This is a genomic window from Mesorhizobium ciceri WSM4083 (assembly GCF_000519305.1).
In the GTDB taxonomy this organism is placed as follows: domain Bacteria; phylum Pseudomonadota; class Alphaproteobacteria; order Rhizobiales; family Rhizobiaceae; genus Mesorhizobium; species Mesorhizobium ciceri_B.
In genome coordinates this window covers 404607-430313 of record NZ_JAFG01000004.1, presented here as the reverse complement: position 1 = coordinate 430313, position 25707 = coordinate 404607, and the positions used below count along the sequence as shown (strand labels likewise).

Below are 25707 nucleotides of genomic sequence, written 5' to 3'. Positions count from 1 at the left end.
TGCAAGCGCTGTGCCAGTTTGCGGAAAGGCCGGAATCCCGGCAATTCCGCCTTTGCTCGAAGCCATGCGGCGAATGTCTGTGCGGATTTCCGCACAGACAGCGTTTGCCTGGGCGGATTTTCGCATTACACTGACCGCAAGGCTGCGAGCAAAAGGGAGAGGGCAGACGCCGCAAGCAGGCATCGATAGCGAATCCCAGGGGTTTGCCGGCCGTGAGTTGCTGCGCGAGGCAGTGGCCCGGCTGCGCAATGGCCGCTGGCTCGTCGTGGTCGTCTCCCTTGCCGTCCTGGCCGGCGCTATCGCCATCGCCGGGCGCATTGCCTCCGGCCAGGCTGCCGACAATCTGCGCGACACAGCGCTTGCCGCTCTGCCGCTGGCGGCGGGAACCCTGACCGGCGAAATCGAAAAGCAACGCCTGGTTCCACTGGTCCTGGCGCGCGATGATGCTGTGCGCGGCGCTCTGCGCCGGGCCGGGAAAATGAAAGAACAGGCCCTCAACGACAAGCTCAAGGCGATTGCCGGCGACGCCTCGGCGTCCGCCATCTATGTCATCGACACGGCAGGCATCGCGATATCAGCCAGCAATGCCGGCGAACCCACGAGCTTTGTCGGCATCGATTATAATTTCCGTCACTATTTCCAGGAGGCGATGGCCAACGGCGCCGCCAGCCAATATGGACTCGGCACGATCAGCGGCAAGCCTGGGCTCTACCTTGCCAGCCGGGTCGACGATGGCGGCAAGCCGCTTGGCGTCGCGGTGTTGAAGGTCGAGCTCGACGGCGTCGAAGCCAATTGGCGTTCCAGCGGTTTCCTTGTCTTTGTCACCGATGAGCGCGGCGTGGTGCTGGCCACCAGCCAGCCCGACTGGCGGTTTCGTGCGCTGGCACCACTCTCGGCCGAGGCCGTCACCGAAGCCCATGAGCAGCTCCAACTGGCCGATGCCGGCTTCGAGCCGCTGCCGATCCGACGCGGCGCCGGCGATGGCCTCGCGACGATCGACAACGCCGGAAAACCACGCCAGTTCGTCGAGGTGGTGCAGGATCTGCCCGGAGCGGTTCCCGGCTGGCGTCTCTGGCTGCTGACGCCCGCCGATGCTGCTCTCTCCTCCGCCGCCAACACGGCGCGGCTTACCACGCTGCTCGGTCTGCTGCTGACGGGCCTGCTTGCCTACGTGCTGACCCGGCGCCGGCGAACGCGCAGGCTGCGGCAAGAGGCGCTGGCGCGCATGAATGTCGAACTGGAGAGCCGGGTCAGCACGCGAACGGCCGAGCTGACGCGCTCCAACACCGCACTTGCAGGCGAAATCGCCGAGCGTGAGAACGCCGAAGCCAAGGTCCGCCGGCTGCGCGACGATCTCGCCCAGGCCAACCGGCTGTCCATCCTCGGCCAGATCGCGGCCGGCGTGGCGCATGAGATCAACCAGCCGGTCGCCGCGATCCGCACCTATGCCGAGAATGCCGGCCGTTTTCTCGACAGCGGCAAGACCGAACCGGCCAGCGGCAATCTGACGTCGATCGTTTCGATGACCGAGCGCATCGGCGCGATCACCGGCACCTTGCGCACCTTCGCCCGTCGGCCCGGCACTGCTGCCTCGCCACTGCCCGTGCGCGAGGCGATCGACGGTGCGCTGTCGCTGCTGTCCGGTCGCATCCGCGATTCCGGCGTGACCATCGTCAAGCCGCGCGGCAATGCCTCGCCGGCGGTCATGGCCAGCCGCATCCGTCTGGAGCAGATTCTCGTCAATTTGTTGCAGAATGCGCTGGACGCGATGAAGGACCAGCCCGATCCCCGCATCGAGATCGACCTCGCCGAGCGAGACGACAGGGTGCTGATTTCGGTGCGTGACAATGGCCCTGGCCTCGGTCCGGAAGCAGCCGGCAATCTGTTCATGCCGTTCCAGACCACCAAGGAGAAGGGGCTTGGCCTCGGGTTGGTGATTTCGCAGGAGATCGCCCAGGAATTGGGCGGCACGCTGCGGCTCGATCCCGGCAATGGCACAGGCGCATCCTTCACCATCGACTTGAGGCGAATTGAATGATTGAGGGATCAGGGCTGGTGGCGCTCGTCGACGACGACGCGGACCTGCTTCACGCCACCACGCAATTGCTCGAGCTTGCCGGCTTCACCGTGGCCGCGCGCGACGCCGCCGAGGCAGCACTTGCCGTCGTCGACAGGACCTTTGAAGGCGTGGTGGTCAGCGACATCCGCATGCCGGGCATGAATGGGCTGCAGCTGTTCGATCGCATCAAGGCGATCGACCCCGACATACCGGTGATCCTGGTCACCGGGCATGGCGATGTCGATCTCGCCGTGGCCGCCCTCAAGGACGGCGTCTACGATTTCATCCCGAAACCCTATGCCGGCGATCGCCTTGTCGAGGCGCTGAAACGGGCAACGGAAAAGCGGCGGCTGGTGATGGAAAACCGCCGCCTGCGCGAAGCCGCGGCATTGGCCGCAGACGGCCTGCCGCTGATCGGCGAGGCGCCGGCCATCCGGCGGCTGCGCGAGACCTTGCGCCAGATCGCCGACATGGATGTCGATGTGCTGGTCGAGGGGGAAACGGGAACCGGCAAGGAAGTGGTGGCGGACCTCCTTCACCGATGGGGGCGGCGGCGCGCAAAACCCTTCGTCGCGCTGAATTGCGGCGCCCTGCCGGAGACCGTCATCGAGAGCGAGTTGTTCGGCCATGAGGCGGGCGCGTTCACCGGCGCGCAGCGGCGCCGGATCGGCAGCATCGAACATTCCAGCGGCGGCACGCTGTTCCTCGACGAGATCGAATCCATGCCGCCGGCGCTCCAGGTCAAGCTGCTGCGGGTGCTGGAAACGCGCAGCCTCACCCCGCTTGGCTCGAACGAGATCCGGCGCATCGATCTCAGGGTCGTCGCGGCGACCAAGGTCGATCTCGGCCGGCCGGACCAGCGCGGCGATTTTCGCGAGGATCTGTATTTTCGTCTCAACGTGGTGACGCTGCGCATACCGCCCTTGCGCGAACGGCGCGGCGATATCCCGATGCTGTTTGGGCATTTCCTCGGCAAGGCGGCGGAACGGTTCAGCCGGCCTGTCGCGAAGGTGAACGCTGCGGTCAGCGATCATCTCCAGTCGCATGACTGGCCGGGCAATGTGCGCGAGCTTGCCCATTTTGCCGACCGTGTCGCACTCGGTCTTGGCCCTGATGAGGAGACGAAGATGGTTCCCGCGCAATTGCCGGAGCTTGCGGCGACACTGCCCGAACGGGTCGGCCACTATGAGGCGCAGCTCATCCGCGATGCGCTGCGCGACCATGGCGGCGATGTGCGCGGCGCCATCGACGCGCTCGGCGTGCCACGCAAGACCTTCTATGACAAGCTCAAGCGCTACGGCATTGCCGCCTCCGAATTCCGCAATGGCGGCGATCCGGATCCACAACCTGTCTCGGAAAAGCGATGAACACGACACTGGAAACGACGGCAAATCCCTCGCCGGAGGAACTCGCCTTTCTCGGCGAACGTCTGACGGCGTTCAACGACGGCGATGTCGGCGCGTCCGCGAGGAAGGCGCTTGCGGTGTTCGTGCGCGACGAGGAGGGCGCGGTCGTCGCCGGCATTTCGGGCTACACCGCCTGGGGCTGGCTTTATGTGCAGTGGCTGTGGGTCGATGAGCGCCTGCGCGGCCAGCACATGGCCGGCAAGATGCTGGATGCGGCCGAACGGGAAGCCATGGCACGCGGTTGCAACAACGCCTGGATCGACACCTTCAATCCGAACGCGGCGAAGGTCTATCAGCGCCAGGGTTATCAGCCCTTTGGAACACTTGCCGGTTTCCCTATCGGCCGCAGCCGCATCTTTCTACAGAAGAGGCTGGCGTTGGCCTGACCCATCCCGGCGGAACCGGGATGGACTGTCTTCCTGCCTGACCCACAATCCGAACGAAGGTTTGAGGTTATGGTCCGGCGGACCGTTACTCGGCCGGAACCAGGCCTTGGTCTCCCATCGAAATTGCTCTGGTTTCCTTGCGTGCCGACGCACGGGCGAGCACGCTTTGGCGGTTGACGGATCTGCGTTCGGCATCGATGCGGTGGATCAGGATCTCCGCACGCTCGATCGACCCGAGCAGGGCCAGGATCGTGCCGCGTTCGGCGGCACCCGCATTCGGCCCGAGTGCCAGCGTGCGGGCTCGCAACTCCTCGACCTCCGGCAGATCGACATGGCCGGCCGGCATCTGCGGATGCGAGATGCCGTAAGTCGGCAAGATCTCGCGCAATGAGACATCGAGCTTGCTCAGCGCGACGTCGACGATGGCTTGCGCCGGGTTGCTGAACTTCTCGCGCCTGACGCGGCGCGCCACCTGGTGCATCGATTCCGTCAGGGCGGCCGTGAAGTCGGCCTCCTCGATCAGGCTGGCGATCAGATCGAGCTGTTCGTAAGGCAAATCCTCTTTCATCAGCGCGGCCGTGTAGGAACGAATGTCGCGGCTGAGGATGTCGGTCGCCAGATAGTGCTCGCCCGGATCCGACGGCGCGCTCTTGGAAGAGCGCGCGATGTCGAGGAACATGGCGCCGGCCTCCAGATGGCGGGCAGTCTCCTGCTGGACGGCGGGAACAGCCTTGGCAAAATCGCTGGCCAATTTGCGGTCGAGGAACTTTGGCGTCGAGTAATCTTCCGCGTCTTCCGCATCCGTGCGGCCGACACGTGACAGAACCCGTTCGAACACACCGATGAACGGGAACAGCAGCAATGTGTTGAAGACGTTGAAGAAGGTCGAGTAGAGGCCGACTGCGACCGGCACCAGGGGGAAAGTCTCCTTGCCGTCGATGATCACCGGAACGGCCGGATCGCCGCCGAAGAACTGCATGGCCCATCCCAGCACCTGGATGGAGACGAAGAACAGCGGGATGGTGATGCACACGCCGATGATGTTGAACGATATGTGCGCATAGGCGGTCCGCTTGGCATTCTTCGAGAGATTGAGGGAAGCCATCCAGGATGTGATCGTGGTGCCGAGATCGGCGCCGAGCGAGAAGGCGACGGCGGTCGTCCAGTCGAGAATGCCCGCCGCGCCAAGGCCCATGACAATGCCGATCGTCGCCGAGGACGAATGGATCATCGCGGTCACGCCGGCGGCGATGAACACGCATTTGAGCAGGTTGAGATAGGAGTCGGCCGTCAGCGTCTGTAGCAGCGCCATGACTTCGGGCAAGTTGCGCAGCGGGCGCAGGCCGCCGGTCATCAGGTTGAGGCCGTAGAAGATCAGCGCAAAACCCATGCAGGCGAGCGCGATGTTCTTCACTTTTTCGCTTTTGGCGAAGCAATAGACCAGCGAAAACACGCCGGCCAGGATCAGTCCGAGCGGACCGAGCGGCAGCGCGATCAGTCCGTTGCCGAGAGTGGTGCCGATGTTGGCGCCCATGATCACGCTGATCGCCGGCCGCAAGGCGATGACACCGGCATTGACCAGCCCGACGACCATGACGCTCATCGCGGTCGACGACTGGATGACGCCGGTGATCAGCGTTCCCGCCAGAACGCCCTTGATCGGCGTGCCGGCTGCCTTGGCGAGAAAGTCGCGCATCCGGTTGACCGACAGCGCCTGGATGCCGTTTGCCATGAAGTCCAGACCGAGCATGAAGATGCCCAACCCGCCGATCACCGGCACGAGGATGTCCTTGAAGATATCTATGTCCATTTCAGGCAGTCCCCCAACAAGTCGCCACGACGACGCGGTATGAAGTTCAGTTTGCTGCGCAAGGCAGCTTTCGTTCGGGTCAGTTTCCGACCGGCAATTGCCTGGCCCAATACTGTTCGATCTGGCCAACGAGCGCTTTCGGCAGCGGCACATAGCCGAGTGCGGTGGCGTCGCCGGCACCTTGCGCGAAGGCGAGCCGGAAAAGATCATGCACGCGGCGATAGCGATGTTCCGAACGCCCCGAGACCTGAACGACCGCGAACACCGCCGTGCTGATCGGATAGGCGGCGTCTCCGCTGCGATTGGCGAGCGAGGCGAAGAAGTCGGTCGTTTCGCCCCAGACGATCGAGGCTGCTGCTGCTTGCACGCCCTCGGGCTCCGGCGTGACGAACTTGCCGGATTTGTTCTGAACTGCTGCGAAGGGAAGGCCCGCGCGAAACACCTGGCCGTATTCGGCGTAGGCAATCGCCCCCTTGCTCGCAGCCACGGCACGAAGAAGCGCTTGCGTACCTTCCGCGCCTGTCCCGAGCGGCCAGTCAATCAGAGTGTCGGCTCCAAGCTTCGTCTTCCAGTCTTCGCTTGTCGATGACAGAAACTCGGTGAAGACATAGGTTGAGCCCGAACCGTCCTGCCGGTGGATGACGCTGATGGCGAGATCGGGAAGGGCTATGTCGGGATTGAGCGCCCTTATCGCAGGATCGGACCAGAACTTGATCTTGCCCAGATAGATGTCGGCGATCACTGGGCCGGAGAGGCGCAGACCTTGCTCCGGCAGGCCATCGAGATTGGCGACCACCGCGATCCCGCCCATGACAATCGGGAACTGCTGCTGGCCGTTATTGGCGAGATCATCGGGCGGTACCGGAACATCCGTGGCGGCGAAATCCAGCTCGGGCTGCGCAAGCCGCATCAGGCCGGCAAGGGATCCGACCGGTTCATAATCGACGGTCCAGTCCAGCGTGAAGAAGTCGCCGCCGTCGGCGCGCGCAGTCTTGTATGTCGTTGCCCACTTGCCGATGATCGGCGCGGCCAGTGTCGACCCCGCACCGCGAATGGGCTCAGCCCGCGCAGCGGATCCGATCATGGCCCCGATGATTGCAAGGGCGAGCGCAGCTGCCGCCCCCGAAACCGTCGGCCGTGCACCGCGCAATAAGGCTAAACCTGCTGACAACATAAATTGAATCCCAACTATACTGCCGCCGCTATGTAGGCGCGCATCAATGGCCATACGCCTGCGAAATGAGGCGTCAGCTGAAAACAAGATCGCTGTTGTCTTGTATTAATTCTTCTTAACGGTTGGATGACAGTGGGTCCCGGCGGAAAAGCTTTTCGACTATTCCGAGGACCTTTCGACTGCAAAACCTGAACAAAACCCGCATCGCCTGAAAGTCGACCGGGCGGGAAGTCATCCTCAAACACTGAGATAGAGACCATCCCGCTTCCGGGATGGAAGAGGCTCTAACCGGCGAGTTTTCCGCCCTTCATCGGCCGCGGTGCGCCGGTCGTGCTCGGAAAACTGATCGGCAGGCCGCGCAGCACGCGCACCGCCAGGAAGGCAAAACACTCCGCCTCGACCGCATCGCCGCTCCAACCGAGGCTTTCCGCCAGCACCACCTCGACGCCGGCGCGGCTGGCCAGCATTGCCATCATGGTCGGGTTGTGGCGACCACCGCCGCTGACCACCAGCTTTCTAGGCCGGCTTGGTAAGAGGTCGAGTGCCTTGCCGACGGCGCCGGCGGTGAAGGCGGTCAGCAGCGCCGCACCATCCTCGGCATCCAGGCCGTCCGCCATCGCGGCACCGAAGTCGAAACGGTCCAGCGATTTGGGGTAGGGCTTGGTGAGATAGGGGTGCTGCAGCAGCTTGGCGAGCCGCGCCTCGTCCACCTTACCTGAACGGCCAAGCGCGCCGTCGCGGTCCATCTCGCCGAGCCCCTTCGACTTGATGAAATCGTTCAGCGGCGCGTTGGCCGGTCCGGTGTCGAAGGCGACGACATTGTCGGCGCCATCCCACCAGGTGATGTTGGCGACGCCGCCGAGATTGAGTACGGCCACCTCACCATTGGCGCCGGCGCTGCGCATCAGCGCGGTGTGATAGACCGCGGCCAGCGGCGCGCCTTGCCCGCCGGCGCGCATGTCGGCCGAGCGGAAATCGTAAGCGACCTTGGTGCCCAAGATGGCGTGCATCAGCTCGCCATCGCCGAGCTGCCTTGTCTGGCCGAGCCGTCCAACCTGCGGCGCGCGATGCAAAACGGTCTGGCCGTGAAAACCGACGATGCCGATATCGGCCATCGTCATGCCATAGCCTTCGACCAACTCCTTGACGGCCGCCGACTGCGCGCGCGTCAGGGCTTGCTCCGCGGTGCGGAAGATCGCCGGCTCCGGCCCGACGAAATTCCACGCCCGCGCCTCAGTCAGCGTTTCTTCCAGCAGGGAGCGGATCGACGGAGGATAGGGCATCAGCCGATAGGTGCCGAAATCCTCGATCTGCTCGCCATCGGTCTTGATCAGCGCGACGTCGATGTTGCCGTCCAGCACCGTGCCGGTCATCAGGCCGACGCCCCAGATTGGTTCCATAGTCGTTTCCTTGTTGAGCATGATCTTTTCCGAAAACCGTTTCCCACTTTTCGGGACCATGCTCCAGTCCCCATTGATGAGGAATCCGGTTGGCGGGCAAGGTCCAAGCCTTGTCACTGTCGAAATGGCGGTCTCGGTGCTGAAATGCGAGCGGCTTTCGTAGCGCCACAGGCGATGCTGGACCGCGCAACGTCGGTTCTGCAGCCCGTCTGGTTCAACAGCCACCGAGATGCCACCTCTTGCCTGTCAGCCCCGAAGGCGCGACCTTGCCTGATCTGGCGAACGCTTCCGCCGAAATCCGCAAGGGAGAGAAAATCATGACCTCATCCGATGTGGCCGTTATTGCAGGCGCGGGCGCTGGTCTGAGCGCCTCGCTTGCGCGCCTTCTCACCCGGGAAGGCTTTCGCGTGGTTCTGGCCGCCCGCAACGTCGAGAAGCTCAGCGTCCTGGTCGACGAGACCGGTGCCCTGGCCGTCGAGACGGATGTCGCCGACGTTGCATCCGTTGCCAGGCTGTTCGACGCGGCCGACAAGGCCGGCCCGCTGGCGCTTGCGGTGTTCAACGCCAGCGCGCGCACGCGCGGCCCGGTCGCCGAGCTCGATGCCGAAGCGGTCAAACAGGCATTGCTGGTCGGCGCCTATGGCGGCTTCCTGGTCGGCCAGCAGGCGGCGCGCCGGCTGCTGGCGCGGGGTTCCGGATCGATCCTGTTCACCGGCGCCACTGCCAGTGTGAAGGGATTTCCCGGCTCGGCCGGCTTTGCCATGCCGAAATTCGGCTTGCGCGGTCTGGCGCAGTCCATGGCCCGCGAACTCGCCCCGCAGAACATCCACGTCGCGCATTTCATCATCGACGGCCAGATCGAGCCGCCCGGACAGGCGGCCGATCCCGACCGGCCGGACCGCCGCCTGTCGCCGGACGCCATCGCCGAGGCCTATCTCACAACCCATCGCCAGCATCGCAGCGCCTGGAGCTCGGAGCTTGAGTTACGGCCTTGGGTCGAGACGTTTTGACAATCCAGATGATCGCCTAAGGGCCAGCTGATCGCCGGCGGGAAGCAACGCGATCCTTCCCTTGTTTCTTATATATTAGGCAATGCTCATATTTTGTGGCGCTAAGCTGCTTGTCCAATACATAAAAAGGCTCAGTGTAATATATACGTTTGTTTAACGTCGGTTGTGCATGTTGCTGGCTTTCCCGGGTTAATTGAGAACGCGCATGCCGGTTACACGTCGTACACTGCTTGCGGCCGGGAGCAGCGGGTTGCTGATCTCGCAAGCCCGCGCAGCCAGCACTCCGGGTCAGCAGGCGGAGAACGCCCCTCAACCTATCGCGAGCGGCGATGCATTGCGCATCGCAATGCCGGCCTTCGCTTCCAATCCGTTCTTCCCGGCCGACGGCTCGGGGGACGATGGCATAGACATGGAACTGGCCCACGGCATCGCCGCGGCGCTTGGCGTCGAGCCGGTGTTCGACCGATCCGCCGCAACGTTCGACGATATCGTCAGACAGGTCAGTTCCGGACAGGCCGACATGGCGATTGGCAAGCTCAGCCGGACGCTTCAGCGCGGCCGGTCGATCATCTATTCCCGCCCCTATGCCATGCTGCGGCAAGGGCTGATCGCCAACCGCCTCAACCTGGCGCGTATCGCGCAAGGCAAGCCGCCCGAACAGATCGTCCGTGACTTCTCAGGCGATCTTGGCGTGATCGAGGGCTCTTCATTTGCCACCTATGCGGCCACGACCTTCCCGCATGCGCAAATCCACCGCCTGGCAAGCTGGGACCTGATCATCGATGCGATCCGAAACGGGACGATCGACATGGCCTATCGCGATGATTTCGAGATCAAGAAGCTGATGGTCGACGACCCGTCGATGACGGTCGTCGCGCGCTCGATCACGCTGACCGACAAGGTCGATACGATCGCAGTCGGCGTGCGGCCGGACAATCCGCACCTCGCGGCCTTTGTCGATCTCTATCTCGATCTCGCGCGGGGTCAGCAGATTCTCAACACGGATGAGATCATCGCCCGCTATCGCCTGGGGAGCAAAGCCTGACAATGGCCATCTCCGACGTAGCCGGACCCCTGCCTTTCGACTGGCGCCTCGCGGCAAGGCGCATCCTGCGCTCGCCCGTGACGACGATTGTGATGATTGCTGCAGGGATACTGTGCGGCCTCTACTATCCAGACTTTGCCCATGCGATCAGCCCTGTCGCACAACTCTACCTGAATTTCCTCAAGATGGTCGTCCTGCCCTATTTGGTCTCGTCGGTCATCTTCTCCATCACGGCAATGGTCCAGGATCCAAAATCGGTCCGCTACCTCGGCAAGGTGGGCATGGCCGTGCTGGTCGTGTCGTTCCTGGGCGTGCTGGTGAGCGGCACCCTGTCGCTGATCCTGCAGCCGGGCCAGATCGAGAATCCACAGTCGCGCATCGAGCTTGGCGAGTTCATCAATTCGCAAGGCAGCGTGTCCACCGATCTCGCCTTCCCATTCCAGCCACCGCCCTCCAATGGCGATCCCAATGGCGGGCACTCGATCCTGCTCGACCTGGTGCCGAACAACGTCTTCAACGCGCTGGCCTCGGGCCAGACCATCCAGGTTTTGCTGTTCTGCCTGCTTTTCGGGCTCGCGATGGGGAAGATTCCCCAGCCCTCGTCCATGAGCCTGACCCAGGCGCTCAACGCGGTCTACCGGGCCTGCACGGTGCTCACCAACTGGTTCATCTGGGGGTTGCCCTTTGCAACCTTCATCCTGATCGCGGACCAGACCGCGTCGACCGGAACCAAGCCGCTCACGCTGATGGGCGGTTACCTGCTGGTTATGGGTCTTTCCTGCCTCATATTCGTTGCCGGGTCCTTTGCCATTATCGCCATCCGGTCGCGACGAAGCTACTGGACCACGATCAAGACCTGCCAACCCCTTCTCATGGTGGCCATCACCACACGCTCCACGGTCGCCTCGCTGCCGTGGGTCATCAACCTTTTGAGCGAGCGCCTGCGGTTCAGCCTGGTGGTGGTCGAACTGCTCGTGCCGCTGCAGGCGGCATTGCTGCGCACAGGCCCGGCGCTGCTCTACACTTCGGGTGCGCTGTTCATCGCCCAGCTTTACGGCCACCAGCTTGCAGTCTCGGACCTCGTGCTCGTCGGCATCATCTCAGCGCTTCTCGCGCTCACCACCGGCGGCATGGGCAGCCTGCTCATCCTGTCGCAAATGTCCATCGTCTGCGGCTACCTGAAGCTTCCCTTCGAGGCGGCGTTCGTCCTGTTCGTCGCGGTGGATGCAGCCGTCGACACGTTCATGACGCTGGCCAGCGTTTGCACCGTCGCGGCAAGCACGGCAATGATCGCTCCCAGCCACAGGGAGACGACGCAGCCTGAAACCGTCTCGGAGCAGCTCGAAGCCGAGCCCGTGCGATGATCGACGACAGCATCCGTCCCCAGCTCGGCATTATCGGCGGTCTCGGGCCGCTTGCTTCGGCTGATTTCTACTTCAAGCTGACCCGGATGACCCAGGCGCTCAGAGACAACGAACATGTGCCTGCTGTGATCCTCAGTGTCCCGCAGCTGCCCGACAGGACCGAAGCCATCCTTGCCGGCCATGACGGGCCGCTGGCGCCTTTGAAAGCCGCGGTCGCGACGCTCAATGCGCTCGGCGTCGCCTGTATCGCGATGCCGTGCAACACCGCCCACCATTGGTACGGCCAACTGGCGGCGAATTCGCGCGCGGAAATCATCCATATCGGAGATGCTGTGGTGGCGGAGACGCGTCGTAGCCTGGATCAGGGCCGGGTTGCTGTTCTCGCCACCCAAGGCACGCTGGTCTCCGGCTTCTATCAGGACAGGATGTCGGCAGCGGGATTTGAGCTCTGCCTTCCCGCGAACACCAAGTTTCAGGCCTGCGTCGACAGCGCGATCAGCCTCGTCAAGGCGGGTTCGATCACGGATGCGGCGGTTGAAACCGAGCGCGCGCTCGACATCGCGCAAGCGGCCGGCGCCGATGCCGCCCTGCTCGGCTGCACCGAACTGTCGGTGGTGGCCGCCAGCCTCAACGATATCACTGGATTGGTCGTCATCGACAGCAATGCGGCCTTGGCAAGAGCCTGTCTGAACCGACTGGGCTTCGATGCCCAGGAAGCCCGCGGCCTGCCGACCGTATCGCGGCTGCCGGAACATGACCGATCGATGCGCGCCAGCTTGGCCGCACTGGCCTAGCCCTATGGATAGAACCTCATAGCATTTCGGAACCTGTCAGCCCTGGCGCGGCACGCCCTTGGCAAGAAGGTAGACGAGATACGGCCCGCCAAGCAGCGAAGCGAACAGGCCCGCGGGCAGTTCGTAGGGAAAGGCCGCCATGCGCGATAGCCAGTCCGAGACGATCATCAGCAAGGCACCCAGAACCATCGCTCCGGCGAGATGGACGCGTGCGCGCGAAAAGCCGACCAGCTGGGCAAGGTGTGGCGCGATCAGGCCGACGAAGCTCAATGGCCCGACGACCATGGCGGCCAGCGCGGTCAGCAGCGCGGCAACGATGATCAGCATCAGCCGTCCGCCGGCAACCGGCACGCCCAGCCCGCGTGCGCTGTCGGACCCGAGCGGCAGGATGTCCAGCCAGCGGGCGGCAAGGAACAGCGGTAACGTCAGCGGCAACAGGCAAGCGAGCGCCAGCTTTGCATCGAGCGCCGTCGCCTGGCCGGTCGAGCCGCTCAGCCAGCGCAACAGAATGTAGGACTGTGCATTGCCCATGGCGATCGTCGCGGTGATCGCAGCGCTGCACAGCGCGCTCATGGCGATCCCGGCAAGCAGCAGCCGCTCGGCACCGAACTTTGCTCGTGCGGCAAGGGCCAGCATGGCAATCAAGGCTGCCAGTGAGCCCAAGGCTGAGCCGGCGAGCTGCCAGCCGGGACTGGCCGTGGCGCTGACCATCAGCACGGCTGTCAGGCCGGCGCCGGCGCCGGTGCCGACCCCCAGCAATTCGGGGCTTGCCAGCGGGTTGCCGGTGACCCGCTGGATGACGACGCCGGCTGCCGCAAGCATGGCGCCGGCGGCAGCCGCTACGCTGATCCGTGGCGCGCGCCAGGCGGCGAGGTCGGTTAACAGGTCTCCCCCAGCAATAGACCAGCCGTCCGGGCCACGCCCGACGACAAGCGCCACGATGGCAGCGACAAGCGCCAGCGCAAACAGAAGCAGGATGATCAGCCAGGGCCGGCTGGCCTTGCGCGGTGCTGCCCCCTTGGAGCCGAGATGCGGCCATTCGAGAAGGCGCAGCCGTGGCAACAGCCACAGCAGCAGCGGGCCGCCGAGCAGGGCGGTGCCGGCGCCGGTCGGAATGCGTTCGCCACCGGAACCGGCGGCCAGCTGTACCAGCCCGTCCGTCAGCCACAGCAGCACGGCGCCGATCAGCGGCGCGGCGATCAGTTTTTGGCGCAGTGTGCGGGCGCCCGAAAGCGTGGCCAGCGCCGGCGCTGCAAGACCGACGAACCCGATGACGCCAACCTCTGCCGCGACTGACGTCGCCATCCACACGGCAAGCGCGATGATGAGAAAGCGGCTTGAGTGACGGGCGACGCCCAGGCCGCGTGCCGAGGCATCGTCGAGACCAAGGATGGTCAGCGGCCGCAGCAGCATCAATGCGGCAACCGCACCGGCCGCCAGCCTGATCGTCAGCGCGATGGTCGGCTCCCAGTCCTGCTGGACCAGCGATCCGCCACCCCAGATGAACAGCGAAAACAGGTACTCGCCATTGGCGAGGATCAGCGCCGCGCTGACGGAACTGGCGGTCAGCGCCACCATCATCCCGGCGAGCACGACGGAGACCGGTTCCAGCCCGCGCCGCCAGGTCAATGCCAGCACCAGCAGCACCGCGGCGATGCCACCGGCGAAAGCGACCAGGCTTTGCGACCGCTCCATCAGCAGCGGTGCGTAAAGCGAGACGATCGTCATGGCCAGCTGCGCGCCGGCCGAGATGCCAAGCGTCGACGGTTCGGCCAGCGGGTTGCGCAGCACATGCTGCAACAGCAGGCCGGACATGCCGAGCACTGCGCCCGCCAGCACCGCCACCGCGCCGCGCGGCAGCGTGCTGTAGAGCAGGATGACGCGGTCGAGACCGATGCCGCCCGGCAGTGGAGCCGGCCACTGCATGCCGACCCGCCATGCGAACAGGAGCGCTGCCACAGCCGCGAGGAGGCCCCACAGGGCGATTGGCAACAGCGCGGCACTCGTCGCGGCGCGATCGCTTTTAGTGCGCTCAGCCATGGGCCTGCCTGGCAAGGGCGGCTGTCGCCAGACGCGCGAAACGGCGTGCCGATGGCAGGCAGCCAAAGTGGTTGACCGGTTCCAGCACGGCAACGCGGTTCTGACGCACCGCCGGCAGAGCGTTCCACAAGGCATTTGTCGGAAGCGAGCGCCCGACATCCGCCGGCAGTGGCGAAACGATCAGGATCGACGCCTCGGGCACGCGCGCAAGCGCCTCCAGTCCGACGGGTGCCGCCGCGCTGTAGCTCGTCTCGTCGGTCCATGCATTGACCAGGCCGAGACGCGTCAGCACATCGCCGAACATGGAATCGCGACCGAAGGCGCGAAAATGCCTGCTATCACCGAGACTGATGACGAAGACCGGATGCCCGGAAGCGCGGGGCAAGGTGGCGCGCAATCGTGCGATTTCATCGGCGGTCTCGTCGGCGTAGCGCTTCGCCTCGGCCTGCCGCCCCAGCTTTTCGCCAAGCGCCAGCGTCGCCGCCTCGGCGAGCATGTAGGGCGGCACCCCAGCCTCGTACACCGCTTGCGCAAACACCGGTGCGATGCGCTCCAGCATCGGGCGCTGGTATTCATAGAAATTGGAGATCACGATGACATCAGGCGCGACGATGCGCAGCAGTTCGTAATTGGGTGCGCCGCGCAGGCCGAGGTCGGTCACCGATTGGGGCACTCTCGGCTCGACCGCGATCTTGCGGAACTGGATCAGTTCGGTCGCCGCCACCGGCTCGATGCCGAGTGCCAGCAACGTCTCCAGCATGCCCCAGTCGATCGCTGCAACGCGCGGTGTAGCGGCCCTGGCGGCGACCGGTGGCAGCAATGCCGCGGCCGCCAGCGCAAGCACCTGCCGTCTGTTGGGCGGATGGATCATCACTGGTTTGTTTGGCAAGCTGTAACCAAGTCGACTACCAAGTCGTATGCGCCTTCAGCTTGAACGAGCGGCCTTCGCCATAGGAACAGGTCAGCGTCGTCTGGCAGCTCGACACATAAGTCTTGTCGAAGAGGTTGGTGATGTTGAGATCGATCCCCCAGTTCTCCTTCTCGTAGCCGAGTTTCAGATCGGCCAGCGTGACCGCCGGCACTTTGGCCGTGTTCTCATTGTCGGCCCACGAAGAGCCAACATAACGCAGGCCGCCGCCGATCGAGACGCCGTCATACCAGTCGCCGCGGAACGTATAGTCGACCGAGGCGGAAGCCATGACTTCGGGGACGATGAAGGGTGTCTTGCCGATGAGCGCCGGGTTGGCGTCCTTGGTGATGTCGATGTCGTAGGCCGTGAATGCACCCGTGACCCGGAAATCGTCGGTCACGTTCACTTTGCCTTCGAGTTCAACACCGCGAGAGCGCACTTCACCGGTCTGCATCTGCGTGAACAGAGTGACATTGGAAGGGACGTTCTGGCGCGTCAGGTCAAACAGCGACAGGGTGAACAGGCCATCGACAAAGGTCGGTACGTATTTCACGCCAACTTCGTATTGCGTGCCTTCCTCCGGCTTGAACAGATTACCCAACGCGTCGGTGCCGATGATCGGGTTGAAGAAGGTGGCGATGCTGGCATAGGGGGTAACGCCGTTGTCGAATTCGTAGGCCAGTCCTGCTCGCCCGGAGAAATCTCCGACAGTCTGGCTCTGTGAACTGGAGCTGCTGCTGTAGTAGGTCGGACGATTGTCGGCGTCGAGCCAGCCACGGTCGTAGCGGCCGTTCAGCGTCACCAGCCAGCCATCGCCGAAGCGCAACTGGTCCTGGGCATAGAAGCCGAGCTGCTTCTGCGTCAGGTCCTGGTTGAGGTAGCTGACACGTGGCGTCAGTGGCGAGCCGTATACTGGATGGAAAGCGTCGATCGGGTTGTCATAGTTTTCGTCGTAGAGGCCAGACGACTGGACCTGGTCGATGTTGTAGTATTTGAAATCGATGCCGGCGAGTATCGTATGTTCGACAGGACCGGTCACAACCTTGCCTTCGATCTGGTTGTCGACAAGGAAGGTCTTGGCCGTGGTGTCATGGTCGAAATTTATGCGGGCCAGATCGGTGGGCCCTCCGATGGTTGACCAGCCATTCGGATAGACGCTGACCTCATTGATATCGGCGGCGGTGAAGCGGGCGTTGGAGCGCACCGTCCAGTCATTGTCGAATGTGTGTTCGAACTCGTAGCCTATCGAGCCCTGTTCCCGCTTGTAGAGATCGACGCTCGGCTCCGTGAAATTCGCATCCGGGTCGATGCGGCCATAATTCACGCCGTCGACAATGTGGTCCGTCACCGTCCCGCTATAGGGCAGGAAGCTGCCGCCATTGTGGTTCTCGTCGATGTGGCTGTAGTTGGCCAGGATGGTCAGCGTGGTTGCTTCGTCCGGCTTCCACGTAATGCTCGGCGAGATGAAACCGCGCCAGCCATTTTGCAGGTCGCTATAGGTGTCGCCGCCGGCGACCTTGCCCGTCATCCGGTAGCTGACCGCGCCATCCTTGGCGACGTCGCCAATGTCGAAGCCGAGATAGACATTGCCGGCGTCGTTGACGCCGGTTTCGACATAGCGCGTGCGTTCGAAGTCCGGCCGCTTGCTGACATAGTTGACCAGGCCACCGGGATTGCTGCCGCCATAGAGCACGGAGGCAGGCCCCTTCAGCACCTCGATGCGCTCCAACCCGAAGCTGTCGACATAAAAGCCGCCGAAGCCGTAGCTGAACAGCTGCAGCCCATCCATGTAGGTGCCGGTGGCCGTCGCCTGGAAACCACGGATGTACAGCCAGTTGGTGTCGCTGTCGGGGCCGAAGGGCTGCGCGAAGACGCCGGCCGTGTAGCGCAAGGCCTCATCAGCCTTCTGCGCGCCCTGGTCGTCGATCTCTTGACGGCCGACCACCGACACGGATTGCGGGATGTCCTTGATGTCGGTCGCCGTTTTGGAGCCGGTCCTGCTTTTTTTGGCGACGACGCCCTTAACCGGTCCGGTCGCGCCGTCGCCGGCCTCGCCCTCGACCACCACCGGTTCAAGCTGGGTGCTGGTTTGCACCGACTGTGCGAACGCGGCCATTGGCGGGATCATCGCGGCCGCGGCGACGCTGGCCGCCAGAAGCGCCTTCATCCGGTAAGTTCTGCTCATATCTCAACTTATCTGCGGGTCATTGGACGGAATTGGGCAGTTTGTCCATTCTTGTCCAAACGAGGGACATCGCGGTGTGATGTTGCGGAAATGTCACTGGCGACTGGTGCTCCTCATCCAGGCGCCGGGCGTCACGCCGACAATCGACTTGAACACACGCGTCAGGTGCGCCTGGTCGAAAAACCCCGTTGCCTCGGCGATGTCGCCAAGTGAAGCGGCGTCGCGCGCCATCATCGCCTTGGCCCTGTCGACCCGCGCCTGCATCTGCCAGCGATGCGGCGGCACGCCGGTCGCCGCCTTGAAGGCGTGACTCATCGCAGTTTCGGACAGGCCGGTCAGCGCGGCGAGATCGGCAAGCCGGATCCTGTCCAGGCAATGCGCGTCGATGTAGTCGGTGACGAGGCGCAGCTTGCGGCGCGACAGCGGCGACCGCCGCCTGACGGTATCAGGCTGGTCTATCTGGAACAGGCTTGCGAACAAGGCATTGAGCAGACCCTCGCCATAGAGATCATGCAGAGGCCGGTCGCTGCCGCATTCGGCGGCGATCAGGCCGGCGAGCATGGCGATCCGGTCGTCGCGAAACTGGAAGCGCGACATCCGCAAGGCCTCGTGGTCAAGGCTGCGGCCGAAGCGGCGCGTCAGCACTGCGGCGTCGAAATGCAGGTCGAGATGCCGGATCCGCCGCAGCCCCTCGACCCGGCCGCGGATCGGCACGCCGGCCGGTATGTAGGCCATGGAAAAAGCCTGGTCGTGGCGGCGCAATTCGCCCTTGGCGTCTTCGACGAAGAAAGCGCCATCGCCATCCACATCGAGCGCGACGAACAGCCGGGGGTCGGGAGAGACGTAATAGCCTTCGGCCTTGTCACCGCATGAGACATCCCAGAGGTCGGCGACCACGCCGTCCCAGACATGCCATTTCAGGTCGCCAATGACTGAAAAGCCCTCAATCCGGCTTTCCATGCGCGCAACGAAGGTCAAGTCCTGTGATCCCAGCCATAATACATGATAAAAACTATCATGTTTATGCCCGGTTAGCGACCCCACCGCAAGTGCTTTGCGGCTGCTCGAAAATCGGCCGAAACCAATGCCGCTGGGGCCGTCGAGCCTCAAACACTTTCGAGGTATGTCTCGATTTCGAAATCGCTGACATTGAGCGCGAACGTGTTCAATTCCTGGCGTTTGCAGGCAACGAAGGAGTCGCGCAGGATGGCTGGAAAAATCTCCGCCACATGCGTCCCGCTCTCGAAGGCGGCGATCGCGGACGCCCAATCCGGTGGCAGCTTTGCCGGCGGAAGGCCCTGGGCATCGCTGCCGATCGGATCGCCTGGCGACAGCTGTCTTTCAATGCCTGTGAGTGCGGCGCCCAATATGGCCGCGAGCACCAGATAGGGATTGGCGTCGGCTCCCGAAACGCGATGCTCGATACGGCGCGCAGCGGTCGGTCCGCCCGGAATGCGGATCGCGACCATGCGGTTCTCATAGCCCCAGGCGACCGCGGTCGGCGCATAGGATCTCGGGCGCAGCCTGCGGTAGGAATTGAAGTGCGGCGCGAACACCAGCGTGCTCTCGGCCATCGCCGCAAGCAGGCCACCGACCGCATGACGCATGGTCTCCGAGCCCTGGTCGGTGCCGTCGTCGAAGACGTTGCGCCCTTCACCGTCGACCAGGCTGAAATGGACGTGGAAGCCATTGCCGGCGCGGTCGCCATAGGGCTTGGCCATGAAGCAGGCGGCAAAGCCGTGCTTGCGGGCAATGCCCTTCACGGTGCGCTTGAACAGCACCGCATCGTCAGCCGCCCGCAAGGCGTCCGCGACATGGTTCAGATTGATCTCGAACTGGCCGACGCCGTTTTCGGCGATGGCCGTGTCGACGGGAATGCCTTGCGTCCGGCAGGCCTCGTAGACGTCATGGATGAAGGATTCGAAATCGTCGATCTCGTCGATCGACAGCGCCGCGTCGGAATCGAGACGGCGTCCGGTGACCGGCGAGACCGGTCCGACCGGCCGCTGCGATTGCGGATCGACGAGATAAAATTCGAGTTCCGTTGCCGCGACCGGGGTCAGGCCCAAGGCCTTGTAGCGGTCGAGGATGCGGGCCAGCGCCCGTCGCGGATCGCCGAGATAGGGCGCGCCGCTTTCGTCGGCAAGCCAGAGCGGGACTAGTGCTGTCGGATGCGCCGTCCAGGCCACCGGCAGAATGCCGCGCCCCGTCCATTGGCACAGTCCATCGGCATCGCCGGTCGAGAAAACCAGGCTATTGCCTTCGATGTCTTCGCCCCAGACGTCCAGTCCGATCAGCGAAAAAGGCATGCGCAGCTTGCCTTCCAGCGCTTTCCTTGCCTGCTCGACGGGAATACGCTTGCCGCGCATGATGCCGTTGAGGTCGCACACCGCCGCCCTCAGGCTCTGGATGTCGGTCCTGCTTTCAAGCCAGTTCAAAACGTCCGCAATTGCATCGCTCAATTTATAACCTCTGGTTTTTGAAGGTGCCGCAGCCTGACCGGCCGCACTGTCCCTGGTAAAAATAGCTTGTGAGTTTTGGGAAAACAGACTTGGCTGTCGCCAAGCGCTTTTCCTTATTTTTTCAAGTCACTAGCTGGTATGTCGGGAGGCATTTCAAAACCAATTGCGCGATCTGCGGTCGCAACATAGAGGCTGGAGGGCGGAAAGCCAAGCACGAGCCGGTAAACCAGCGCGCAGCCGCTATCGGCGGGAGCGGCGAGCTCTCTGCGGTCAGATCTGGCGCGCGCAGCGCCCGAGCCACGCTGTGCAAAACGGTCATCATAAATCTTGACCTCGCATGCACTTGCACCTCTGGCCGCTGTCTGGCTTTTTGGGGTACCCATCGCAACGGACTGATTCGCATCATGCCGCTCGATTGCAATCTGCCCAAAAGCAGTCTGCGGGTGGGTCGTGAAGCGCGCAATTGACGAAGGAGAAACAGGCATGGCCGAGTTCAAGAAGCCCGAAATCTCCGAGATGAGACCCAAGATCACCGTGATCGGCGTCGGCGGCGGCGGTGGCAATGCCGTAAACAACATGATCGCCGAGCAGCTTCAGGGCACCGAATTCATCGCCGCCAACACCGACGCCCAGGCGCTGACCATGTCGAAGGCGACGCGGCTGATCCAGCTTGGCGCCCACGTTACCGAAGGATTGGGTGCCGGATCGCTTCCCGAGATCGGCCGCGCCGCGGCCGAGGAATCGCTCGACGAGATCATGGACCATCTGGCCGGCACGCATATGTGTTTCGTCACCGCCGGAATGGGCGGCGGCACGGGAACCGGTGCGGCTCCAATCATCGCCCAGGCGGCGCGCAAGGCCGGCATCCTGACGGTTGGTGTCGTCACCAAGCCGTTCGCCTTCGAAGGCCGGCGCCGCATGCAGATGGCCGAAGAGGGCATCGAGCGGCTGCGCGAGAGCGCCGACACGGTGATCGTCATCCCGAACCAGAACCTGTTCAGGATCGCCGATGCCAAGACCACCTTCGCCGATGCGTTCGTCATTGCCGACCGCGTGCTCTATGCCGGCGTCAGCTGCATCACCGACCTCATCGTCAAGGAAGGCCTGATCAATCTCGACTTCGCCGATGTGAAATCCGTGATGCGCGACATGGGCCGCGCCATGATGGGCACCGGTGAGGCCTCCGGCGAGGGTCGGGCGATGAAGGCGGCCGAAGCCGCGATCGCCAACCCGCTGCTCGACGAAGTGTCGATGAAAGGCGCCAAGGGCGTGCTGGTCTCGATATCGGGCGGCAGGGACATGACCCTGTTCGAGGTCGACGAGGCCGCCACCCGCATCCGCGAAGAGGTCTACGAGGATGCCGACATCATCGTTGGCGCCATCTTCGACAAGGGCATGGAAGGCCGCTTCAGGGTCTCGGTCGTGGCGACGGGCCTCGACCGTGCTTTTGGTGCCGAGGATGCCGAAGCCGGCATCGCCCGCGACCACGCCGGTCAGCCGGCGCGGACGCTTCAATAAGTCATATCGCGCGTTTATCCTCGCCAAGAGATAATTTTCTCGGGGGAGACATCGCTGGATAGCAATTGCATTGCCGACGGATCAGATTGACTGGCGCAACTATTGTGTTCAGCTGTATCGATCTCTGTACGGTTGCTGCTACAAGAATCCGTCATAGACGGCCATCTATACTGGCTACCCGTATCGTTCGAGCGACGAGAGGCGCGGCTTGGAATTCGACTTGAAAACCATCGAAGCGCTTGCGCCCGATCAGGCGTCGTTGAGCGCCGCTTCCAGGCTGACCAAGCAATCGAACTGGCCACGACTCGAAAAGAGCGATCAACTGGGGCTCCTCTGGGGGGAATGCCAGGGTTCCGGCTCCAATCCCTACCGTGTGGTCGTCGACACCGGCGACCATGGCTACAAATGCACCTGTCCATCGCGGAAATTTCCCTGCAAGCACACTTTGGCGCTGATGTGGATTGCAGCCACCACGCCGGCCAGTTTTACCGCCGCAGGCTCGACCCCGGAATGGGTGAATGATTGGCTCGGCCGTCGCAGGAAGACCTCGCCGCAGCCGGCTGACCCAGTGCCCGGTGCGGGAGGCAAGAGCATTGGCGAGGCCTCGCGCGACGACGAAAGCGCTGATATCGAGGACGCCGCTGCGGTCGAGCGCCGCGAGGCAGCGCAGCGCAAGCGGACGCTGGATACGCAATCCGCGGTGTCGGCGGCGTTGGATGAGCTGGATCAATGGATCGCTGACCAGTTGCGGCTTGGCCTGGCCGGTTTTGTCGACAACAGCAGTGACCGTTGCCGCCGGATTGCGGCACGGCTGGTCGACATGAAGGCGACAGCGCTTGCCGGCCGCATCGACGAGATTCCGTCACGGCTGATGGGGCTGCGCAGCGAGGAGCGCCCGGACGCGGCGATCCGCGAACTCGGCAAGCTCGTGCTGGTGGCCAAGGCCTGGCGATCGACACCAGGTGACGCCGAACTGAGGCGGCTCGTATCGACGTCCGAAAGCCGTGAGCAGGTTCTGGCCAATCCCGATGCCAAACAGGTCGAAAGCGTCTGGGAGGTGCTTGGCGAGAAGATCGAGTCGCGCCGTGACGGTCTCGTCAGCCATTCGGCCTGGCTCCTCGACCTGAAGAGCGCGAGCCCGCAATTTGCTCTCTTGCTCGATTATTTTCCGGCCTCGGCCGGTCGCCGGTCGAACGCCTTCACACCGGGCGACCGGTTCGATGCCAGGCTGGTCTTTTACCCGGCACGCCAGCCGCTGCGGGCCTTGGTGGCGGACCGCAAGGGCGACGTCCCGACAGGTGAGTGGCCCGATTTCGGCTTTCACACAGCCGATCCGCTGGCGGCGCATGCTGTTCACCAGAACACAGCCCCTTGGCTCACCGATTGTCCTGTCATGCTGCCGCCCGGCGCGATCCTGCTGGACGATCGGGGCGCTGCCTGGTGGCAAGCCGCCGGCGATCCGCATGGTATCGCCTTGCCGATTGCCGACACCGTCAATCCAACGCTGCTTGGGCTGGACCTTATGGCAACGGCAGCACTTTGGAATGGCAGCCGGCTTGACCTGCTGGCGGCGCAAAGCGGTTTCGGAAGGCTTGACCTGTCGTGAACGAGATCGAGCAGACCGGCCTGGCGGCCATGCGCGACTGCTGGATCACCGGCGGGACCACCTTCGACCTGGCTCCGGGCGCGTGGAAGGAGATCGCCGGCAGTGCCAGCCCCGACGAGCGCGAACGCCGGCTGCTGGCGATCGCCGCACAAGCTCTCGACATCGCCTTGCGGCCAGCCGCGCCGAAGACGCTGAAACGCCGCCCGCAATTGCCCGAACTCGCCTTGCCGATGCTGCCGGAACGGCTGCGGCCGCTATTGCGAGCCGCGCTAAAGCATGCCGCCGACACAAGAAGCAAGTCGCGTGTGGTCACGCTCGTCGCCAGCCGCGGCTTCGTGCTGCATCCGATGGACTGGATGCCAGCCGCGTCGGATCAGAGCAGTCCGGACGTTTATGCACCCTGGGTCGACTGGCAGGCAGGCGCGGACGGCGAAAAACCTGCAAGCCAGGAGCATCTGACGGTGGAAAACTGGGATGACTTCTATCCCGCCGCACGCCGCACCGCGCTCGCCGATATGCGCCGCACCGCACCGGCTTCGGCTCGGCAACTGATCGAAACCAAGGCCTCAGGAGAGCCGGCGGAGATCAGGATTGCACTCGTCGACCTGTTGCGCTTCGGCCTGGGCGCCGATGACGTGCCATTCCTGAAGAGCCTCTCCGCAGATCGTTCCGGCAAGCTGCGCGAGCTCGCTGGCCGGTTGCTGGCAAGATTGGGAGAGCACGGCTCGCCAGGCGATGGCGGGCCGGAAGATCCGACGGCCGAACTCGCTGCCTTCATCGCTGAAGGCAAATCCGGCTTCATCCGCCGCCGCACCACCTACACGCCGGCAAAACTCAAATCGCCGGCGCAGGAAAGACGTCGCGCCGAACTGTTCGAGACCTGTAACCTGGTTGACCTCGCCACGCGCTTCGGCACCACCGAATCCGAGTTTATCGGGGCGTGGCAATTCGGCGCCGAGAGCAATGCCGATATCCTTGTTGCCCGAATGGTCGCCGCATCGGGCAGCGACGCCGCGGTGACGCACATGGCGGATACGCTTGTCGCCGAACGTGACAAGCCCGCACTCTTCGTCCTCCACCTCATGGCGCGTCTGGACAGCCGCAGGAAGCGTGTCCTGGTCAGGTCGATCCTGAAGGACACGCAACATCTCGGCGCGCTCAATCTGGCCGAGGGCCTCGAAGCAAGCTGGCTGGAATGGGCCGACCTGACAAACGGCCAGACGCTCGCGGCGCTTCGCTCCGCTGTTGCAGCAAACGATGACGCTGTGAGGCGAGGCGTCGACCAGCTTCTGGAAACGATGGGCTTTCTCGCCACGGCGGCGACGGCGGAGAAATTGATCGGAGACGTTGTTGCGGCCGGTATGGCGCCGTCGGCGCCGTCTCTCGGTCTTCTGCGGCTCAACGCGTCACTGGCCGAGCATTGAACCACATATGATCAATCCGGAGAACAGCAAATGAACGCAGCCATCCGTCTTCCGGTCGAGCAGGCCTATGCCGCCGAATTGCAGGCGCTCTCGCGCAACGACGACCGGCAAAGGCCTGCCGGATGGAGCCTTTCGCCAAAGGCGGTCCTTACCTACCTGCTCGGCGGAAAGGCTGACGACGGGACAGTGATAACCCCCAAATATGTCGGCCGGCGCCGGCTGATGGAAACCGCGGTGGCGACGCTCGCCACCGATCGCGCGCTGTTGCTGCTGGGTGTCCCCGGCACGGCCAAATCCTGGGTGTCGGAACATCTCGCCGCCGCCATCATGGGCGATTCGACCCTGATCGTGCAGTGCACGGCCGGTACCGACGAGAACCAGATCCGCTATGGCTGGAACTACGCACAGCTTCTGGCAAAGGGCCCAAGCCAGGACGCGCTGGTGCCGACGCCGCTCTACCGCGCCATGCAGGACGGCAAGCTTTGCCGCCTCGAGGAGCTGACGCGCATGGGCTCCGATGTGCAGGACACGCTGATCACCGTGCTGTCCGAAAAGATGATGCCGATCCCGGAACTCAACACCTCGATCTACGCGCAGCGCGGCTTCAACATCATCGCCACCGCCAACAACCGCGACAAGGGCGTCAACGAGCTGTCCTCGGCGTTGAAGCGCCGCTTTAACGTCGTCGTACTGCCCTTGCCCGAAGACATGGCGGAGGAAGTGGCGATCGTCTCCAAGCGGGTCGGCGAGATGGCCGGCGGTCTTGACCTTCCGGTACCGAAGAATGTCGGTGAGGAGATCGCGCGAGTGCTGACCATTTTTCGCGAGTTGCGCTCCGGCGCTACAGCCGACGGCAAGGTGACGTTGAAGACGCCGTCCGGTTCGCTGTCCACGGCCGAAGCCATTGCCACCATGGTCGGCGGCCTCAGCCAGGCGGCCTGGTTCGACAGTGGCAAGCTCGGCGCCGAGGGCCTTGCCGCCAGCCTCGTCGGCGCGATCGTCAAGGATCCGGTGCAGGACAAACTGGTGCTGGAAGAATATCTGGAAACCGTGCTCAAGAAGCGGCCAGACTATGCCGGCTACTACGCGGCCTTGAACGCGGCAATCTGACGCC

At 63.8% G+C, this 25707-nt stretch carries 20 protein-coding genes; 11 read left to right on the top strand and 9 right to left on the bottom strand.

Annotated elements, in window-relative coordinates; genetic code table 11:
- The first annotated feature begins 79 nt into the window (after positions 1 to 79).
- Genes MESCI2_RS0107935 through MESCI2_RS0107925 form a run of 3 tightly spaced genes read left to right on the top strand, consistent with a single transcriptional unit; the run spans position 80 to position 3851 of the window.
- The gene (locus MESCI2_RS0107935) at positions 80 to 2038 is read left to right on the top strand and encodes a sensor histidine kinase (protein WP_027036105.1); all 1959 of its coding nucleotides are present in this window, start codon (positions 80 to 82) and stop codon (positions 2036 to 2038) included.
- On the top strand, positions 2035 to 3426 hold the full coding sequence (locus MESCI2_RS0107930; RefSeq protein WP_027036104.1) for a sigma-54-dependent transcriptional regulator: 1392 nt from the start codon (positions 2035 to 2037) through the stop codon (positions 3424 to 3426). Before MESCI2_RS0107935 ends, MESCI2_RS0107930 begins: the two co-directional genes overlap by 4 nt.
- The gene (locus MESCI2_RS0107925; RefSeq protein ID WP_027036103.1) at positions 3423 to 3851 is read left to right on the top strand and encodes a GNAT family N-acetyltransferase; all 429 of its coding nucleotides are present in this window, start codon (positions 3423 to 3425) and stop codon (positions 3849 to 3851) included. Before MESCI2_RS0107930 ends, MESCI2_RS0107925 begins: the two co-directional genes overlap by 4 nt.
- Positions 3852 to 3936: 85 nt before the next feature.
- Here the strand turns inward: MESCI2_RS0107925 and MESCI2_RS0107920 are convergent, their stop codons facing one another.
- From MESCI2_RS0107920 to MESCI2_RS0107910, 3 genes are all read right to left on the bottom strand, one after another.
- Entirely contained in the window at positions 3937 to 5661 is a 1725-nt protein-coding gene (locus MESCI2_RS0107920; protein ID WP_027036102.1) for a Na/Pi cotransporter family protein, read from the bottom strand.
- 79 nt (positions 5662 to 5740) lie between these two features.
- A complete protein-coding gene (gene pstS, locus MESCI2_RS0107915; protein WP_245270258.1) occupies positions 5741 to 6922 on the bottom strand; it encodes a phosphate ABC transporter substrate-binding protein PstS in 1182 nt (393 codons plus the stop codon).
- Between the two features lie 197 nt (positions 6923 to 7119).
- Positions 7120 to 8235, bottom strand: a complete 1116-nt coding sequence (locus MESCI2_RS0107910) for an anhydro-N-acetylmuramic acid kinase (RefSeq protein ID WP_027036100.1) — start codon at positions 8233 to 8235, stop codon at positions 7120 to 7122.
- 317 nt (positions 8236 to 8552) lie between these two features.
- Here MESCI2_RS0107910 and MESCI2_RS0107900 point away from each other — a divergent pair, with 317 nt between their 5' ends.
- The 4 genes from MESCI2_RS0107900 (at position 8553) to MESCI2_RS0107885 (ending at position 12448) form a co-directional block, all read left to right on the top strand.
- Positions 8553 to 9245: an SDR family NAD(P)-dependent oxidoreductase gene (locus tag MESCI2_RS0107900; RefSeq protein WP_027036099.1), complete on the top strand. Its 693-nt coding sequence runs from the start codon at positions 8553 to 8555 to the stop codon at positions 9243 to 9245.
- Between the two features lie 205 nt (positions 9246 to 9450).
- Entirely contained in the window at positions 9451 to 10290 is an 840-nt protein-coding gene (locus tag MESCI2_RS0107895) for a substrate-binding periplasmic protein (protein ID WP_050596495.1), read from the top strand.
- 2 nt (positions 10291 to 10292) lie between these two features.
- A complete protein-coding gene (locus MESCI2_RS0107890; protein WP_027036097.1) occupies positions 10293 to 11654 on the top strand; it encodes a dicarboxylate/amino acid:cation symporter in 1362 nt (453 codons plus the stop codon).
- Positions 11651 to 12448 (top strand): aspartate/glutamate racemase family protein, encoded by a 798-nt coding sequence (locus MESCI2_RS0107885; protein WP_027036096.1) that lies wholly within the window; start codon positions 11651 to 11653, stop codon positions 12446 to 12448. The genes MESCI2_RS0107890 and MESCI2_RS0107885 overlap by 4 nt, the downstream gene beginning before the upstream one ends.
- Before the next feature lie 36 nt (positions 12449 to 12484).
- Here MESCI2_RS0107885 and fhuB read toward each other — a convergent pair whose 3' ends face one another.
- The 6 genes from fhuB to MESCI2_RS1000000137875 all read right to left on the bottom strand — a co-directional run bounded on the left by fhuB (position 12485) and on the right by MESCI2_RS1000000137875 (position 20542).
- Positions 12485 to 14488, bottom strand: a complete 2004-nt coding sequence (gene fhuB / locus MESCI2_RS0107880) for a Fe(3+)-hydroxamate ABC transporter permease FhuB (RefSeq protein WP_027036095.1) — start codon at positions 14486 to 14488, stop codon at positions 12485 to 12487.
- Positions 14481 to 15359, bottom strand: a complete 879-nt coding sequence (locus MESCI2_RS0107875; RefSeq protein WP_027036094.1) for an iron-siderophore ABC transporter substrate-binding protein — start codon at positions 15357 to 15359, stop codon at positions 14481 to 14483. The genes fhuB and MESCI2_RS0107875 overlap by 8 nt, the downstream gene beginning before the upstream one ends.
- Positions 15360 to 15393: 34 nt before the next feature.
- Complete coding sequence (locus tag MESCI2_RS0107870; protein WP_032900492.1) at positions 15394 to 17583, bottom strand: TonB-dependent siderophore receptor; 2190 nt, start codon at positions 17581 to 17583, stop codon at positions 15394 to 15396.
- A gap of 93 nt (positions 17584 to 17676) precedes the next feature.
- On the bottom strand, positions 17677 to 18561 hold the full coding sequence (locus MESCI2_RS0107865; protein WP_027036092.1) for a helix-turn-helix domain-containing protein: 885 nt from the start codon (positions 18559 to 18561) through the stop codon (positions 17677 to 17679).
- Between the two features lie 128 nt (positions 18562 to 18689).
- Positions 18690 to 20045 carry a glutamine synthetase family protein gene (locus MESCI2_RS0107860; protein ID WP_027036091.1) on the bottom strand — a complete coding sequence of 452 codons (1356 nt, stop codon included), beginning with the start codon at positions 20043 to 20045 and terminating at the stop codon, positions 18690 to 18692.
- 113 nt (positions 20046 to 20158) lie between these two features.
- Positions 20159 to 20542 (bottom strand): hypothetical protein, encoded by a 384-nt coding sequence (locus MESCI2_RS1000000137875; RefSeq protein ID WP_155936594.1) that lies wholly within the window; start codon positions 20540 to 20542, stop codon positions 20159 to 20161.
- On the opposite strand from MESCI2_RS1000000137875, the gene ftsZ reads away from it, so the two are divergent.
- The 4 genes from ftsZ (at position 20529) to MESCI2_RS0107840 (ending at position 25703) form a co-directional block, all read left to right on the top strand.
- Complete coding sequence (ftsZ, locus tag MESCI2_RS0107855; RefSeq protein WP_027036090.1) at positions 20529 to 21563, top strand: cell division protein FtsZ; 1035 nt, start codon at positions 20529 to 20531, stop codon at positions 21561 to 21563. The two genes, MESCI2_RS1000000137875 and ftsZ, sit on opposite strands and share 14 nt — an antisense overlap.
- Positions 21564 to 21783: 220 nt before the next feature.
- Positions 21784 to 23169 (top strand): SWIM zinc finger family protein, encoded by a 1386-nt coding sequence (locus tag MESCI2_RS0107850; protein WP_245270257.1) that lies wholly within the window; start codon positions 21784 to 21786, stop codon positions 23167 to 23169.
- Positions 23166 to 24593 (top strand): DUF5691 domain-containing protein, encoded by a 1428-nt coding sequence (locus tag MESCI2_RS0107845; RefSeq protein WP_027036088.1) that lies wholly within the window; start codon positions 23166 to 23168, stop codon positions 24591 to 24593. The genes MESCI2_RS0107850 and MESCI2_RS0107845 overlap by 4 nt, the downstream gene beginning before the upstream one ends.
- 30 nt (positions 24594 to 24623) lie before the next feature.
- On the top strand, positions 24624 to 25703 hold the full coding sequence (locus MESCI2_RS0107840) for an ATP-binding protein (RefSeq protein ID WP_027036087.1): 1080 nt from the start codon (positions 24624 to 24626) through the stop codon (positions 25701 to 25703).
- The last annotated feature ends 4 nt before the right edge of the window (positions 25704 to 25707 follow it).

Excerpts from the sequence above, each read along its gene's own strand:
- MESCI2_RS0107925 (WP_027036103.1), top strand. The coding sequence starts at position 3,423 with ATGAACACGACACTGGAAACGACGGCAAATCCCTCGCCGGAGGAACTC.
- MESCI2_RS0107930 (WP_027036104.1), top strand. The coding sequence starts at position 2,035 with ATGATTGAGGGATCAGGGCTGGTGGCGCTCGTCGACGACGACGCGGAC.
- fhuB (WP_027036095.1), bottom strand. The coding sequence starts at position 14,488 with ATGGCTGAGCGCACTAAAAGCGATCGCGCCGCGACGAGTGCCGCGCTG.
- MESCI2_RS0107900 (WP_027036099.1), top strand. The coding sequence starts at position 8,553 with ATGACCTCATCCGATGTGGCCGTTATTGCAGGCGCGGGCGCTGGTCTG.
- MESCI2_RS0107885 (WP_027036096.1), top strand. The coding sequence starts at position 11,651 with ATGATCGACGACAGCATCCGTCCCCAGCTCGGCATTATCGGCGGTCTC.
- MESCI2_RS0107890 (WP_027036097.1), top strand. The coding sequence starts at position 10,293 with ATGGCCATCTCCGACGTAGCCGGACCCCTGCCTTTCGACTGGCGCCTC.
- MESCI2_RS0107920 (WP_027036102.1), bottom strand. The coding sequence starts at position 5,661 with ATGGACATAGATATCTTCAAGGACATCCTCGTGCCGGTGATCGGCGGG.
- MESCI2_RS0107870 (WP_032900492.1), bottom strand. The coding sequence starts at position 17,583 with ATGAGCAGAACTTACCGGATGAAGGCGCTTCTGGCGGCCAGCGTCGCC.
- MESCI2_RS0107875 (WP_027036094.1), bottom strand. The coding sequence starts at position 15,359 with ATGATCCATCCGCCCAACAGACGGCAGGTGCTTGCGCTGGCGGCCGCG.
- MESCI2_RS0107895 (WP_050596495.1), top strand. The coding sequence starts at position 9,451 with ATGCCGGTTACACGTCGTACACTGCTTGCGGCCGGGAGCAGCGGGTTG.
- MESCI2_RS0107840 (WP_027036087.1), top strand. The coding sequence starts at position 24,624 with ATGAACGCAGCCATCCGTCTTCCGGTCGAGCAGGCCTATGCCGCCGAA.
- ftsZ (WP_027036090.1), top strand. The coding sequence starts at position 20,529 with ATGGCCGAGTTCAAGAAGCCCGAAATCTCCGAGATGAGACCCAAGATC.
- MESCI2_RS0107910 (WP_027036100.1), bottom strand. The coding sequence starts at position 8,235 with ATGGAACCAATCTGGGGCGTCGGCCTGATGACCGGCACGGTGCTGGAC.